The 15,969-nt window shown below is 34.9% G+C and carries 15 protein-coding genes; 12 read left to right on the top strand and 3 right to left on the bottom strand.

Annotation, left to right across the window (positions count from 1 at the left end; translation table 11 throughout):
• The first annotated feature begins 6 nt into the window (after window positions 1-6).
• Complete coding sequence (locus OLM53_RS10880; protein ID WP_264520261.1) at window positions 7-555, top strand: hypothetical protein; 549 nt, start codon at window positions 7-9, stop codon at window positions 553-555.
• On the opposite strand, the gene OLM53_RS10875 is transcribed toward OLM53_RS10880, so the two are convergent.
• Together OLM53_RS10875 and OLM53_RS10870 are read right to left on the bottom strand one after the other, a co-directional pair.
• Entirely contained in the window at window positions 552-902 is a 351-nt protein-coding gene (locus OLM53_RS10875; RefSeq protein ID WP_264520260.1) for a hypothetical protein, read from the bottom strand. The genes OLM53_RS10880 and OLM53_RS10875 overlap by 4 nt on opposite strands.
• A complete protein-coding gene (locus tag OLM53_RS10870; RefSeq protein ID WP_264520259.1) occupies window positions 902-1,876 on the bottom strand; it encodes a polyprenyl synthetase family protein in 975 nt (324 codons plus the stop codon). The genes OLM53_RS10875 and OLM53_RS10870 overlap by 1 nt, the downstream gene beginning before the upstream one ends.
• 148 nt (window positions 1,877-2,024) lie before the next feature.
• On the opposite strand from OLM53_RS10870, the gene OLM53_RS10865 reads away from it, so the two are divergent.
• From OLM53_RS10865 to OLM53_RS10845, 5 genes are all read left to right on the top strand, one after another.
• Window positions 2,025-2,783, top strand: a complete 759-nt coding sequence (locus OLM53_RS10865) for an SDR family NAD(P)-dependent oxidoreductase (RefSeq protein ID WP_264520258.1) — start codon at window positions 2,025-2,027, stop codon at window positions 2,781-2,783.
• 8 nt (window positions 2,784-2,791) lie between these two features.
• On the top strand, window positions 2,792-3,397 hold the full coding sequence (locus OLM53_RS10860) for a TetR/AcrR family transcriptional regulator (RefSeq protein ID WP_264520257.1): 606 nt from the start codon (window positions 2,792-2,794) through the stop codon (window positions 3,395-3,397).
• A gap of 8 nt (window positions 3,398-3,405) precedes the next feature.
• A complete protein-coding gene (locus tag OLM53_RS10855) occupies window positions 3,406-4,728 on the top strand; it encodes a TolC family protein (RefSeq protein WP_264520256.1) in 1,323 nt (440 codons plus the stop codon).
• Between the two features lie 10 nt (window positions 4,729-4,738).
• Window positions 4,739-5,878 carry an efflux RND transporter periplasmic adaptor subunit gene (locus tag OLM53_RS10850; RefSeq protein WP_264520255.1) on the top strand — a complete coding sequence of 380 codons (1,140 nt, stop codon included), beginning with the start codon at window positions 4,739-4,741 and terminating at the stop codon, window positions 5,876-5,878.
• Window positions 5,879-5,964: 86 nt separating this feature from the next.
• On the top strand, window positions 5,965-9,423 hold the full coding sequence (locus OLM53_RS10845) for an efflux RND transporter permease subunit (RefSeq protein WP_264520254.1): 3,459 nt from the start codon (window positions 5,965-5,967) through the stop codon (window positions 9,421-9,423).
• A gap of 298 nt (window positions 9,424-9,721) precedes the next feature.
• On the opposite strand, the gene OLM53_RS10840 is transcribed toward OLM53_RS10845, so the two are convergent.
• On the bottom strand, window positions 9,722-10,714 hold the full coding sequence (locus tag OLM53_RS10840; RefSeq protein WP_264520253.1) for a TlpA family protein disulfide reductase: 993 nt from the start codon (window positions 10,712-10,714) through the stop codon (window positions 9,722-9,724).
• Between the two features lie 149 nt (window positions 10,715-10,863).
• On the opposite strand from OLM53_RS10840, the gene aspS reads away from it, so the two are divergent.
• The 6 genes from aspS to nuoD all read left to right on the top strand — a co-directional run bounded on the left by aspS (window position 10,864) and on the right by nuoD (window position 15,955).
• Window positions 10,864-12,615, top strand: a complete 1,752-nt coding sequence (aspS, locus tag OLM53_RS10835; protein WP_264520252.1) for an aspartate--tRNA ligase — start codon at window positions 10,864-10,866, stop codon at window positions 12,613-12,615.
• Between the two features lie 219 nt (window positions 12,616-12,834).
• Window positions 12,835-13,035 carry a cold-shock protein gene (locus tag OLM53_RS10830; RefSeq protein ID WP_162126695.1) on the top strand — a complete coding sequence of 67 codons (201 nt, stop codon included), beginning with the start codon at window positions 12,835-12,837 and terminating at the stop codon, window positions 13,033-13,035.
• Between the two features lie 205 nt (window positions 13,036-13,240).
• Complete coding sequence (locus OLM53_RS10825) at window positions 13,241-13,606, top strand: NADH-quinone oxidoreductase subunit A (protein WP_264520251.1); 366 nt, start codon at window positions 13,241-13,243, stop codon at window positions 13,604-13,606.
• Between the two features lie 26 nt (window positions 13,607-13,632).
• Window positions 13,633-14,178, top strand: a complete 546-nt coding sequence (locus OLM53_RS10820) for an NADH-quinone oxidoreductase subunit B (RefSeq protein ID WP_264520250.1) — start codon at window positions 13,633-13,635, stop codon at window positions 14,176-14,178.
• A 1-nt stretch (window position 14,179) separates the two neighbouring features.
• Window positions 14,180-14,719: an NADH-quinone oxidoreductase subunit C gene (locus OLM53_RS10815; protein ID WP_264520249.1), complete on the top strand. Its 540-nt coding sequence runs from the start codon at window positions 14,180-14,182 to the stop codon at window positions 14,717-14,719.
• Window positions 14,720-15,955, top strand: a complete 1,236-nt coding sequence (gene nuoD, locus OLM53_RS10810; protein WP_264520248.1) for an NADH dehydrogenase (quinone) subunit D — start codon at window positions 14,720-14,722, stop codon at window positions 15,953-15,955.
• Window positions 15,956-15,969: the final 14 nt, after the last annotated feature.

The following is a 15,969-nucleotide window of genomic DNA, read 5'->3' as shown; positions in this document are numbered from 1 at the left end:
TTTGCTATGCAAAAAAATGGTATCAAAACACTAACAAAACTACTATTGTTAATTATACTATTTGGATTCCCATTTGTTATTTCAGCTCAAGAAAAAACTATGCCCAAAGCTAAAACTGGCGCTTTTTGGGAACATGTACAATTTGGTGGTGGATTAGGATTATCTATCAGTAACGATTATACCGATATCACCATTGCGCCAAGTGCTATTTATAATTTTAATGAACATTTTGCTTTTGGCACTAGCTTACAATACAGCAAATTGAAACAAAAAAATTATTATTCTTCTAATGTTTATGGGGGCAGTTTAATTGGATTGTTCAGTCCAATGGAAGAGATTCAGCTTTCCGTAGAATTAGAAGAAGTGAATGTCAACAATCAATACACGGACATGGGAGGTACGCTTAAACGAAGTTTTTGGAACACGGGCTTGTATCTTGGTGGCGGTTACCGACAAGATAATGTTACTATTGGAGGTAGAATTAATGTGCTTTTTGATAAAGACAAAGAAATTTATGGCAGTGCTTTTATGCCCTTTGTAAGGGTGTTTTTTTAGTAGTTATTCCTAAACCAAACTTTCATCCATTCTCGTTTTAAAACCAAAAATGCAATTTGTTCGGAAAGCACTACAGTGTCAGCACCATCTAACTGTTTGACGTTATCTTCGGGAACATCAATAATGTATAGCAGATTGAGTAATTCGGCGTATTTGTACTGAATTAGTCGGTATATTTTTTCGTGTAATTGCACCTTAAGTTCATTAGGTGTTGTGCTTTGAGGAAAATCAATGCCTTCGTTAGCTAAGTTAAAATCCTTATTGATTTGCTCAATTAGTTTGGAATACAGATTCTCTTTTTCGGCTTCCGAAAGTAAAAGATCTGTTGATGTTGGTGCTACAAACATTAGACTTTTCTATTCATTAATTTTTCTCCAAAGGCTTTCAAGATTGCTTTTTTATCTGTAGTAATATTCATTTTTTCTAAAGTTTCTAATGCTTTAAAGGTATAATTTTCTATGGCCTTTTGAGTAGCCTCTGATGCTCCAGTTTGATTAAAAATCTCTTTTACAGAGTTAATTTTATCCGTATTATCATTCGGCTGAATGGAAAACAAATGGTGTAACTGCTCTTTTTCATCAGCATTAGCAAATTCCATTGCTTTCAAATATAAGTAGGTTTTTTTATTTTCTATAATATCACCACCCACTTGTTTTCCGAAGGTTTCTGGATCTCCAAAAGCATCTAAATAATCATCTTGTAACTGGAACGCCAACCCTAAATTCAATCCAAAATCATAAATAGCATTCGCATTTTCTTGTGAAGTTTGAGCCACTATAGCTCCCATTTTCATTGCAGCACCAACCAAAACGGCTGTTTTATATTCAATCATTTTCAAATATTCGGCAATCGTTACATCATCACGTGTTTCAAAATCAACATCATATTGTTGTCCTTCGCATACTTCCAAAGCTGTTTTGCTAAATAATTTGGCTAACTGACTAAAAATGGCCGGTTCGTAACTTTCAAAATATTGGTAGGCCAAAATGAGCATTGCATCCCCTGAGAGGATTCCGGTATTGATGTTCCACTTTTCATGTACCGTTTCGCTTCCTCTTCTTAGTGGCGCATCATCCATAATGTCATCATGAATCAAGGAGAAATTATGAAAAACCTCAACGGCTGTGGCAGCGTCTAATGCTTTTTTATAATCAGCATCAAAAACTTCAGTTGCCATTAAGGTCAAAACTGGTCTCAATCTTTTCCCGCCAAGAGATAAAATATACTCAATAGGGTTATAAAGATTGAGAGGTTCTTTATCGAGTGCTAACGTTTTGAAGTGTGAAGAAATAATGTCTTGATAGAATGTAATGCCTTGCATGCGGTTATTTTTTGCTAAAGTAAAGGAAAAAGCGAATTTATCAAACGATAATTAAATGTTAAATAATTGTAAAAACTTAGGAAACTATTTTTGTGTTAAAAGTTTCCGTCTTACATTTGCGCCATATTTTTAATACAATACAACAAAGATGAGCAAAAAAATTGCTTTAGTTACTGGAGGCAGTAGAGGACTAGGAAAGAACATGGCTTTGCGTCTAGCAGGAAGTGGTCACGATGTAATCCTGACATACAACACTCAAAAAGAAGAAGCGGCATTGGTAGTAAAAGCAATTGAAGACATGGGTCAACAAGCAGTTGCTTTACAATTAAATGTAAACAACATAGGTAGTTTAGATGGTTTTTTAAACACTGTTTCGGATGTTTTAAATGAAAAGTGGCAAAGAAATTCCTTTGATTTTTTGATTAATAACGCAGGTGTAGGTGCAACAATTGCCTACTTAGATGCTACCGAAGAAGATTTTGACATCTTGATGAATATTCATTTTAAAAGTGTGTATTTCTTAACCCAAAAAGCATTGCCATTGCTTAACGACGGTGGCAGTATCATTAATTTATCTAGCGGAACAACTCGTTTTTGTAATCCTGGATATTCTATTTATGCTTCTATGAAAGGAGCCGTTGAGACCTTTACTAAATATTTAGCCAAAGAGGTAGGACCGAGAGGAATTACTGCTAATGTTATCGCTCCGGGACCTATTGAAACCGATTTTAACAATGCAACTATTAGAAATAATCCGCAAATTAAAGATCGTTTAGCTAGTATGACCGCCTTAGGAAGAGTTGGAGAAGCCAATGACATTGGGGGAATTGTGGCTTTCTTATGCTCTAAAGATGGCTACTGGATTACAGGACAAAGAATTGAAGCTTCAGGCGGTATTTCATTATAATATAAGTCATGGACAATAAAATAATTGAGAGAGCAACCGAAATGTATTTAACACTGGGATTCAAAAGTGTTACTATGGATGATATTGCATCAAGAATGGGGATTTCAAAAAAGACCATTTACCAGCATTTTGAAAACAAGAATGATTTGGTAGAAGCCGTAACGATGCATTTGTTTGAAACCATTTCTTGTGGTATAGATGAGATCATTACCTTAAATCAAAATCCCATCGAAGAACTTTTTTCTATTAAAGACTTTGTGATGCAGAATTTGAAAAATGAAAGTACTTCCCCTATTTATCAGTTGCAAAAATACTATCCACAAATACACAAAACCTTGATGTCGCGTCAGTTTGACAAAATGGGCGATTGTGTTATAGATAACTTGAAAAAAGGGATTGAGCAAGGATTGTTTCGAGAAGACATTCATATGGAATTAATTGCTCGTTTCTATTTTGCTGGTATGACTAGCATTAAAGATGCCGAACTTTTTAACCCAATACAATTCAGCACCAAAGAAGTTCAAGAAACTTATCTGGAATATCATTTACGCGGCATTGCAACAGAAAAAGGCATTGCTGTTTTAGAACAATTACTTAAAAACAATAATCAATAATCATCAAAATGAAAAACAATCTAATACTAACCCTTCTCTTGTTTGTGAGTATTTTACAAGCACAAGAAAAAAAACAAACCTATTCCTTTACCTTGCAACAGGCGATAGATCATGCGCTGCAAAACAGTTATTCTGCTATCAATGCTGATAGAGACATTGCTTCGGCTAAGCAAAAAAAATGGGAAACCACAGCTGCAGGACTCCCACAAATAAACGGAGTAGTAAATTATAGCAATAATTTCAAAATACAGCAAAACCAATTCACAGTAAACGGACAAACTAATACGCTTGAATTTGGAAATTTCAATTCTATGGATGCTAGTTTGAGATTGAGTCAATTGATTTTTGACGGTTCCTATATTGTAGCACTACAGGCCTCTAAAACCTATTTGAAATACTATGAAAATGCCAAACAAAAAACCAATTCTGAAATCAAGGAGATGGTTATCAATGCGTATGGAAACGTTTTATTAGCTCAAGAAAGCATCTCTATTCTTGAAAAAAATAAAGCAACACTTTCTAAAACATTGAACGACACCCAAGAAACGTATAAAAACGGTTTGATTGAAGAAGAAAATGTAGAGCAATTGCAAATCACATTAGCCTCTGTAAATAGCAATCTGAATAATGCTAAAAGACTTCAGGATGTAGCGCTCAAAATGCTAAAGTTCGCCTTAGGAATGGACATCAATGATGATTTGACACTGACCGATAAATTAGACAACTTGACGACATCCAATTTAGATTTGGCTTTTAGCCAAGGAGAATTTGCTGTAACCAACAATATTAATTATCAAATGGCTACCAACTTTACTGAGCAACGTTCATTAGAGTTGAAATTGCAAAAAAGCAAAGCATTACCATCATTATCTGCTAGTGTTAACTTTGGATACAATGCCTTTAACAATCAGTTTCAACTTTTCTCACAAGATCAAAAATGGTATAACTATTCTGGTCTTGGACTGAATCTGAACGTACCTATTTTTAGCAGCTTTGGAAGACATGCTAAAACGCAACAAGCTAAAATTGCTTTAGACCAAGCTAAAACCCTGCTTACTCAAACCGAGCAACAATTAAAATTAGAATACGAAAAAGCCAAAAGTGAGTATGACTTTAGCATCGAAGAATATGCCACTTCAAAAAGTAATTTGAGATTAGCCGAACGTATAGAGAAAAAACAAGAAATCAAGTTTACCGAAGGTTTATCCTCAAGCTTTGACTTTAGTGAGGCTCAAAGACAATTGTATACCGCACAACAAAACTATTTACAATCGATGGTAAATATTATCAATAAAAAAGCAACTCTCGAAAAAATATTAAATAAAAACTAACCTATTACAAATGAAAAAATTACTATACCTATTCGCACTTTCATTGTTTTTATTGTCTTGTTCCAAAGGAGCAAAAACGGAAAACATTGATGATTTAATTAGTGCCAAAAACGTAAAGGCATTAAATGAAAAGAAAACAGCACTCCAAGCTGACATTACCAAAATCGAAGAGGCATTAGCCACTTTGGATGTGAAAAAAGAAGAAGCTTTGGTTTCTGTCTTGACAGTTAAAGACACTGTTTTTAATCACTATCTAGATATTCAAGGAAATGTAAACACTAAAGAAAATATTTTGGTGCAACCAGAATTCAGTGGGACATTAACTTCATTGACCGTTAAAGCGGGTGACCGAGTTTCGAAAGGGCAAATTTTAGGAAGAGTGGATGATGGCGGAATGAGTCAACAACTAGCTAATGCACAAAATCAATACGCTTTGGCAAAAACAACTTTTGACAGACAAAAAAATCTTTGGGATAAAAAGATTGGTTCTGAAATTCAGTTTTTACAAGCACAAACCCAAATGATTTCTGCTCAAAAAGCAGTGGCACAAATCCAAGCACAATTAGCAAAAACCGTTATTCGTGCTCCATTTAACGGAAGCATTGATGAAGTTTTCGCAGAAAAAGGTCAGGTTGTGGCACCAAGCGCTACTGGTTTGATGCGAATTGTAAATTTAGGAAACATGTACGTTTCAACCAGCATTCCTGAAACCTATATTGGGAAACTAAAAGTTGGTGATATGGTAGATGTTTATTTAACTTCATTAGGAAAGACTTATAAAGGAAAAGTACGTCAAATTGGAAACTTTGTCAATCCAAACAACCGAACTTTTGGTATAGAAGTTAGTATTCCAAATCCTGATAATTTATTGCGTCCAAACCAAGTTGCTAAACTTAAAATCACAGATTATACCAGCAAAGATGCCATTGTGGTTCCAACGAATGTAATTCAGGAAGATGGGAAAGGCGACCACTATGTTTACACTGTTGAAGGAAGTAATGGAAAAACAGGAACTGCTAAAAAAGTGGTTGTTACTATTGGGAAATCTTCTGATAATGTAACTGAAATTTTAAGCGGTTTGTCAGCAAAAGATGTTATTGTGTCTGAAGGAGTGAATACCATTTCAGAAGGAATGAAACTTAATTTCTAAATCCGTTGTAAGTTCTAGTCTCTAAGTTTTAGGTTATCTCAATCTTTAACTTATAACTCATAACTTATAACTCATAACTTAAAACAATGAGTCACCAAAATAAAGAATTCAGCATATCAAGTTGGGCAGTTGACAATCGTGTCACCGTCTATATCTTGACTCTTTTAATCGTCATTACTGGTGTAATTGCCTATACGACGATGCCCCGTGAAGATTTCCCTGAAATCATCGAAAATAAAGTATACATCTCTTCTGTTTTTCCTGGAAATTCACCAGAAGATGTGGAAAAATTGATTATAAAACCTCTCGAAAAAGAAATCAAAAACATCAGTGGTGTTGGAAAAGTAACCGCTAGTTCGTTTCAAGATTACGGAATGATTGTCGTTGAGTTTGATGATAAAGTTTCTATTGAGGAAGCTAAAATTAGAATCAAAGACAAAGTTGACATTGTAAAAGCTGATACTGATTGGCCTAATCTAGACAATGGAAGTAAAGTAGAACCGAATGTTTTTGAATTGAATATTTCGGAAGAAGTGCCTATTTTGAATATCAACATGCAAGGAAATTATACCACACAACAGTTGAAAGATTATGGTAAAAAGTTGCAAGATGACATTGAGGAAATTCCAGAAGTTAAGAAAGTAGATATCCTTGGTGTGGATGACAAAGAAGTAGAAATCGCTGTGGATATATTTAAAATGACTGCAGCACAAGTTTCATTTGACGATATTCAAAATGCTGTTAAGTATGAGAATATGACCCTTTCTGGTGGGAACTTAACTTCACAAGGTTCGCGAAATAACATCCGAATAGTGGGTGAAATTAAAGACCCTAAAGAACTTGAAAACGTCATTGTAAAACACAATGGCGGCACCGTTTACTTAAAAGATATTGCTACGGTTTCCTTCAAAGAGAAAGAAAAAACAACTTATGCTCGTGAAAAAGGAACAGAAGTGGTCATGCTAAACGTAAAAAAACGTTCGGGTCAAAATATGATTTCTGCCATTGAGCAAGTGAAGGAAAAACTAAAATTGGCACAAGAACATTATTTACCAAAAGACCTATCTCTAAAACTGACCAACGACCAATCTTCTCGAGTAGAACATCAAGTTAATGAGTTATCAAACCATATCATTTTTGGGATTGTTCTGGTGATGATTGTACTGATGTTTACTATGGGATTAAGAAACTCTTTATTCGTAGGAGCTGCCATTCCTTTATCGATGATGATGGCTTTTACGATTCTTTCTGCCTTTGGTTTAACCTTGAACACGATGGTGCTTTTCGGATTAGTAATGGGATTAGGAATGCTTGTTGACGACGGAATTGTGGTGGTCGATAATGTATTTGCCAACATGAAGAAAGGAATGCCAAGAATTCAAGCTTCTAAAGTTGGTATTGGCGAAATTGCATGGCCTGTTATTTCTTCAACAGCAACTACCTTAATGGCCTTTTTACCCTTTGCGCTTTGGCCTGGAACTATGGGTAAATTCATGAAATATTTCCCTATTACATTGACAATAACCTTGAGTGCTTCGCTATTCGTAGCGATGGTTGTAAATGCTGCTATGACCGGTGGTTCTATGGATATTGAAGATAAAAATGTCACTAAGAAATCGGCTAAAACGTATTCTATAATTTTTACCATTGTGGCTGTGATATTTGTAACCCTTGGTAATATTTATGATTCCAAATTTGCTAGAGCTATTGGGCATTTGGCTATAATTTCGTTGGGATTAATGTGGTTGTACAAAATCAAATTGTACCAATGGACCCAAGATTTCCAACATAGTTTCTTCCCGAGAATGGAGAAAAAATACCAAAGCTTTTTATCCAAAATTTTAACTGGAAGAAACGCTTGGCTCGCCTTGGCCACCATTATTGGAATGTTGTTTTTCTCTTTCATTTTATTGGGCATCTTCCCAAGAAAAGTATTGTTTTTCCCAGACAATATCCCAAAACAAGTCATTACTTATATCGAATATCCTCAAGGTACCGATATTGAAAAGACTAACAAGGCTACCAAATTTGTAGAAAAACAAGTTATCACCATTTTGAAGAAATATGTTGATCCTAAAACCAATGAAAATTTCTTGGCTGAAAGTATTGTTTCGCAAGTAGGTATTGGCGCTGGGAATCCAAATGTTGATGCTGGGAATTCTTCTGAAACCCCATTTAAAGGGAAAGTTACTGTCAATTTTTCTGAATTCAAATTCAGAAGAGGCGTTAATACTTCTGATGTTTTAGAAGAAATTAGAGCTAAGGTAAAAGGAATTGCAGGTGCCAAAGTTACCGTAGAGAAAGACGCTAATGGTCCGCCTGCTGGTTATCCTATTAGTATTCAGTTAACTGGTGATGTTGGCGTTGACTATGATGTGATGTTGAAAGAAGCTGATAAGATGATTGCTTTCGTAAATTCGAAAAACATTCCTGGTATTGAAAGATTAAATGTGGATGTGAATAAAGAAAGTCCGGAGCTTGAAGTTAAAGTAGATAGAGTTAATGCTGGAAGTGTTGGCGTTTCTACCGGACAATTAGGATTCAATTTGCGTCGTTCGGTTTATGGTCAGGAAATTTCGACTTATAAAGAAGGTGATGACGATTACAATATTGTCATGAGAATGCAAGAAGATCAACGTAAAGATGAAAACATTCTTTTCAATCAATCGTTAACTTTCAGGAACCAATCTAATGGTCAAATCGTTCAAGTGCCTATTTCGGCTGTTTCTAAAACGGATAAAGTAAACACTTATAACCAAATTAAAAGAAAGAACTTCAAACGCATCTTGACTATTTATTCGAATGTATTGACGGGTTATAATGGAGACCAAATTACCAAACAGATTGCCACCGAATTGAAAGGGTACCAAATGCCAAAAGCCGTTTCGTATTCGTTTTCTGGAGTGCAAGAAGAACAAGGTAAAAATCAAAGTTTCTTATTTTATGCCTTATTCTTAGCCTTGGCCGGAATTACCGTGATTATTGTGTTACAATTTAATTCGGTTTCTAAAACCGTTGTGATTTTGTTTACGGTATTACTGAGTTTTAGTGGAGTATTCTATGGCTATGTCATTGCCGGAATGGACTTTGTGGTATTGATGACCATGATGGGAATTATTTCCTTGGCGGGAATTGTGGTGAAGAACGGAATTGTATTGATGGATTTCTTTGTGTTGCTTTTGGATAAAAAAGTAGCGGATAAAGATGTAGAATCACACAATGACTTATCGCTTGACGAAATAAAAGAAGTCATCATAGAAAGTGGGAAATCACGTTTACGTCCAGTTCTGTTAACTGCTTTAACCGCCGTTTTGGGATTGATTCCGTTAGCGATTGGGTTAAACTTTGACTTCTTCGGATTGATTACTGATTTGAATCCGCATTTGTATATGGGAGGAGATAATGTTATTTTCTGGTCGCCATTGGCATGGACTATCATCTTCGGGTTGACTTATGCCACCATATTAACTTTGGTGATGGTGCCCGTAATGTTCTTCTTAGTGAAACGAACTAAATATTGGTTAAGAGATAGAAGAGCGTTGTAAAAACACTTTACTAAAAAGGGAACTCCAATTGAGTTCCCTTTTTTATTGCAACTGTATCCTATACAATTAAAAGTTACAAGTGGAGTTTTATAAATTACAAGTAGAGTTTTATAAATTACAAGTGGAGTTTTATAAATTACGCAGGCTACTTTATAAATTACAGGTCAATTTTTATAAATTATGGTACTCTAGCTTACAAGTATCTTATTCATTTTGATAAATTAAAACTAGCTAATGCTACTGGTTTAAATAAAAAAAGGAGCCTCAATGGAGCTCCTTTTTTATAATGATTAGTGATTTATTGGAGTAAGCTATCTAATTGTTCGCTTAATTTAGGATTTGAAGGTCTGGCTGCATCAGCATCGAGTACATTTCCTTTTGGATCGATTAAAATAAATCTAGGAATTGAATTTATATTGAAGGATTTGATAAAATCAGAGGTCCAATTTTTATCAGCAAACAATTGAATACCCCCTAGTCCTTTATCTGTAACAAATGCTTTCCATTTATCGTGATCTTTATCTACATCAACAGAAATGCTAACAAAGGCGATGTTTTTTCCTTTATATTTCTCTTCTACTTTTTGTAAAAACGGAATTTCACCACGACAAGGACCACACCAAGTTGCCCAAACATCTATGTAAACGTATTTACCTTTTAAACTTTCTAAGGATGTTTTACTACCATCGTGATTTTCATAATTGAAATTTGGAGCTACGGCATTATTTAATTTCTTGTTGGCTTGCGTCATCGTATAATATTGTTGCAACTCCCCTATTTTTGCTTCCCCTTCTTGTTTTTGTAACGCTACAAAACCAGGATCTAACTTTGCTTTTTCTAAACGAGCTACATCAGCGGCTTTCATTTCGTTGGTTTGCTTCATAAAATCTTGCTCATTTGATTTTAATAAGGCTTCAAAATTTATTTTAGCATCTAGCAAAGTGCTTTGGGCTAAATAATTGTTTTCTTTTGCACCGTTTCCAGAAAAAACAATAGACTCATCAAACTGGGCCGCATCCATTTTTAAATCTAAATCATAGCCTGGTTTTAAATAAAGCTCGGCATATTCTACTCCGTCAAACATTTGATACATTCCTGCTTTAGTCTCAAAAGAATCATTAAAAGCACCTTCTTTATTTAATTTTATTTCTTTAACAATCGTTTTATTGTCTTTAATATAAATCACATCGCCATTCCTATTGGCAATTTTTCCGTGAAATAAAATTTTCTCTTGTGAGAAACTAATGGTGGTAAAAACTATTGCAAACAATAGCGAAAATAGAGTCTTCATAATAAATAAACATTAAATTGATGAATCCAAAAGTACTTTATTATTCTATTCCAACTTTAATTTTAACACAATTTTTCGTTGCTAATTTGGAGCAAAGAATTCCTCGTTAATTTGATTTTTGTTTTTACTTTTGCAAAAATTTTATTCTAATGTATAGAAGTCATAATTGTGGCGAGTTAAACGCCTCACACATCAATAAGGAAGTAACGCTGGCAGGTTGGGTTCAAAAATCGCGTGATAAAGGATTTATGGTTTGGGTGGATTTGCGTGACCGTTATGGTGTTACCCAATTAATATTTGACGAACAAAGAACTGATAAAGCTGTATTTGACAAAGCAAAATCTTTAGGAAGAGAATTTGTAATTCAAGTAAAAGGAACTGTTATTGAGCGTGAGTCGAAAAATGCCAATATGACTACGGGAGATGTGGAGATTTTGGTAACCGAATTGACTTTATTAAATTCGTCTATCCTACCTCCTTTTACTATTGAAGATGAGACCGATGGTGGGGAAGACATCAGAATGAAATACCGTTACTTAGATATACGAAGAAATCCGGTGAAAAACTCTTTACTTTTCCGTCACAAAGTGGCTATGGAAGTCCGCAAATATTTATCTGATTTAGATTTTTGCGAAGTGGAAACCCCTTATTTAATCAAGTCAACTCCAGAAGGTGCTCGAGATTTCGTGGTGCCTAGTAGAATGAATCAAGGACAGTTTTATGCTTTGCCACAATCCCCTCAAACTTTCAAGCAATTATTGATGGTAGGTGGCATGGACAAATATTTTCAGATTGTAAAATGTTTCCGTGACGAAGATTTACGTGCTGACAGACAACCAGAGTTTACTCAAATTGATTGTGAAATGGCTTTTGTGGAGCAGGAAGATATTTTAAATGTTTTTGAAGGATTGACCAGACATTTATTAAAAGAAATAAAAGGGATAGACGTAGCAGAATTTCCAAGAATGACTTATGATTATGCTATGAAGACCTATGGCAATGACAAACCAGATATTCGTTTTGAGATGAAGTTTGGTGAATTAAATGGAGTAGCTCAACATAAAGATTTTGGTGTTTTCAATTCGGCCGAATTAGTAGTTGGAATTGCAGCTCTGGGTTGTGCTTCATATACCAGAAAAGAAATCGATGCTTTGATTGATTGGGTAAAACGCCCTCAAGTTGGTGCTTCAGGAATGGTGTATGTAAAATGTGAAGAAGATGGCACTTTTAAATCTTCTGTAGATAAATTCTACGACCAAGATGATTTGAAAAAATGGGCGGAGGCTACTAATGCTAAAGCTGGTGATATGATTTTTGTGCTTTCTGGTCCAGCTAACAAAACAAGAACTCAGCTTTCTGCTTTGAGAATGGAAGTGGCTACTAGATTAGGATTAAGAAAACCAGAGGAATTTGCCCCATTATGGGTAGTTGATTTTCCTTTATTAGAATGGGATGAAGAAAGTGGACGTTATCATGCGATGCATCATCCGTTTACCTCTCCTAAACCAGAAGATATGGAACTCATTGCAACAGAACCAGGAAAAGTTCGAGCCAATGCTTATGATATGGTACTGAATGGAAATGAAATTGGTGGTGGTTCTATTCGTATACACGATAAAGAATTACAAAGCCGAATGTTCTCCCTTTTAGGATTTAGTCCAGAACAAGCGGAAGCTCAATTTGGTTTCTTGATGAATGCCTTTCAGTTTGGTGCGCCTCCTCATGGTGGCTTAGCTTTTGGATTGGACCGATTAGTGGCTATCCTTGGTGGACAAGAAACGATTCGTGATTTTATCGCTTTCCCAAAAAACAATTCAGGTAGAGATGTTATGATTGATGCGCCATCAGCCATTGACGATGCACAATTAAAAGAATTATATATCCAATTGGATTTGAAGTAATTTATATCAAATTCACATAATTTTAAGAAGCAATTGTTTAAATAGTTAAAAACAGTTGCTTTTTTTATGCTTTAATTTAAAATGTCGCAAGTATTTATCTATCAATATTTTATAAAAAAAATAAAATTTTAACATTTTTATAATAATTTGTGTCTGAAATGCTTGTTATGTCGCAATAAAATATATCTTTGAGCATTATTAATTATTTTTTTTTACAAAATGCGCACAGGAACAGTAAAATTTTTCAACGAGTCTAAAGGTTATGGTTTTATCACAGATGATGAAACTGGAAAAGACATTTTCGTACATGCTACTGGAGTTAAAACCGAAGGTTTAAACGAAGGAGACAAAGTATCTTACGAAGAAGAAGAAGGTAGAAAAGGTAAAGTAGCGGCTCAAGTAGTAGCTATCGAAGACTAATATATATTATTTTTTGATTACCTAAAATGACTTAACGTCCCGAAAATTTCGGGACGTTTTTTTATACCCTAATCACACTATTTAAAATCAGTTTAAATAAATGTTTTACAAGGATAATTGGCAAACGTTTATCGCTTGATTTTTGCGAATTAAATAATGCGATGTATATTTGTGCCTATTTTAATTACTTCTAAAAATACCCAATATGCAGTCTAATCAATTAGATTATTTACCAATCCTTATGCAGGCAGGTTTAGCAGTCGGATTTGTGGTCTTAACTATTATCGGTTCTAGTTTTTTAGGGCCAAAAAGACACTCTAAAAACAAAGACATCAATTTTGAATGTGGTATAGAATCTGTTGGAAATGCAAGGATTCCTTTTTCTGTAAAATATTTCCTAGTAGCTATACTTTTTGTGCTTTTTGATGTAGAGGTGATTTTCCTTTATCCTTGGGCTATTAATTTCAAAGCTTTAGGAGTTGACGGCATGATAAAGATGGTTATTTTTATGTTATTGCTTTTAGTTGGTTTCTTCTACATTATCAAGAAGAAAGCCTTAGAATGGGAATAGTACAAATTATAAATTACGAATTATAAATGAGTGATTCTAAAACAAATATGGTTGCTCCACCAGAAGGAGTAGTTGGTGAAGGTTTCTTTGCTACAAAACTGAATGATGTTGTCGGACTAGCTCGCGCTAATTCCCTTTGGCCATTGCCTTTCGCCACTTCTTGTTGCGGAATTGAATTTATGGCAACCATGGCCTCTCACTACGATTTAGCCCGTTTTGGTTCTGAAAGGGTGAGTTTCTCGCCTCGTCAAGCAGATATGCTAATGGTAATGGGAACTATTTCTAAAAAAATGGCGCCGATTTTACGTCAGGTTTACGAACAAATGTCGGAACCTCGTTGGGTAATTGCTGTTGGAGCTTGTGCTTCATCAGGAGGGGTGTTTGATACGTATTCTGTTTTACAAGGCATTGACAAAGTAATCCCTGTAGATGTTTACGTACCAGGTTGTCCACCAAGACCTGAGCAAATTGTGCAAGGTGTAATGCAATTACAAGAATTGGTGAAAAATGAATCGGTACGCCGAAGAAATTCACCAGAATACAAAGAATTATTAGCTTCTTACAACCTATAATATGGCTTTAGAAACAGCTTTTATACAAGAAAAATTGTCTCAAGCGTTTGGCAACAATGTGCTAAATTTTGAAATGAAAAGAGATATTTTCACTTTTGAGGCAACCCCAGAAACTATTCATGAAGTGATTCGCTTTTTGAAAGAACAAGAAGATTTAAACTTCCATTTTTTAACGGATTTGGCTGGAATTCATTTTCCAGATAATGATGAAACGCACCAATTTTCAGTTGTTTATCAAATGCATAATTGGATTGAAAATGTTCGTATCCGAGTTAAGACTTATTTGCCTGACCCAGCTGAAATAGATACGATAACCGATTTGTTTTTATGTGCCAATTGGATGGAAAGAGAAGCTTGGGATTTCTTTGGAATCAATTTTAAAGGACACCCCCAGTTGAAACGAATTTTGAATATGGATGAAATGGTTTCTCATCCGATGCGAAAAGAATTCCCAATGGAAGACAGCGGAAGAACCGATAAAGACGACCGTTTCTTTGGAAGAACACCAGTAAAAAGTCAAATGGATAACTCAACATTATAAATGTCAGATTTATTATTACCACCAGAGCATCGCTATGCTAAAATCATAGAGCAAACCCGAAATGAAGACGGAAGTGAATTTTCTATTCTGAATTTAGGACCAACTCACCCGGCTACTCACGGAATTTTCCAAAACATCTTATTGATGGATGGAGAAAGAATTCTAGATGCCGAACCCACTGTAGGTTACATTCACCGTGCCTTTGAAAAGATTGCTGAAAACCGTCCGTTTTACCAAATCAATGTATTGACAGACCGTATGAACTATTGTTCATCGCCTATCAACAATATGGCTTGGTGGATGACTGTTGAAAAATTGTTGAATATTGAAGTTCCTAAAAGAGCACAGTATTTAAGAGTTATTGTGATGGAATTAGCTCGTATTACGGATCACTTAATTTGTAATTCGATTTTAGGAGTGGATACTGGAGCTTATACTGGTTTCCTTTATGTATTTCAATTCAGAGAAAAAGTATACGAGATATATGAAGAAATTTGTGGGGCTCGTTTAACAACCAATATGGGAAGAATAGGTGGTTTCGAAAGAGACTGGTCTGAAGAAGCCTTTAAAAAATTGGATGTTTTCTTAACAGATTTCCCAGTAGCTTGGAAAGAATTCGAAAACCTGTTCGAAAGAAATAGAATCTTTATTGATAGAACGGTTAACGTTGGTCCGATTACTGCTGAAAAAGCTATGCAATATGGATTAACTGGCCCTAATTTACGTGCAGCTGGAATTGATTACGACGTTCGAAAAGCCGCTCCGTATTCGTCTTACGAAGATTTTGAATTTGATGTACCTGTTGGAAAATCAGGTGATACTTATGACCGTTTTTGTGTTCGTAATGCAGAAGTTTGGGAAAGCATCAGTATCATTAAACAAGCTCTAGCCAAATTACCAGAAGGACCAATTCATGCAGATGTTCCTGATTATTATTTGCCTCCAAAAGAAGATGTTTATACGAATATGGAAAGTTTAATCTATCACTTCAAAATTGTGATGGGTGAAGTTCCAGTTCCTGTAGATGAAATTTATCATGCCGTTGAAGGTGGAAATGGAGAATTAGGTTTTTATTTAATTACCGACGGAAGTAGAACTCCTTACCGTTTGAAGTTCCGCAGACCTTGTTATATCTATTATCAAGCTTACACCGATATGATTAAAGGCGGAATGTTATCCGACGCTATCGTAATATTATCAAGTTTAAATGTAATTGCAGGCGAATTAGACGCCTAAAAAAATTATAAATG

The organism is Flavobacterium sp. N1994, assembly GCF_025947145.1.
In the GTDB taxonomy this organism is placed as follows: domain Bacteria; phylum Bacteroidota; class Bacteroidia; order Flavobacteriales; family Flavobacteriaceae; genus Flavobacterium.
The sequence above is the reverse complement of the archived record's forward strand: the minus strand, read 5'-3'. Positions and strand labels throughout refer to the sequence as shown.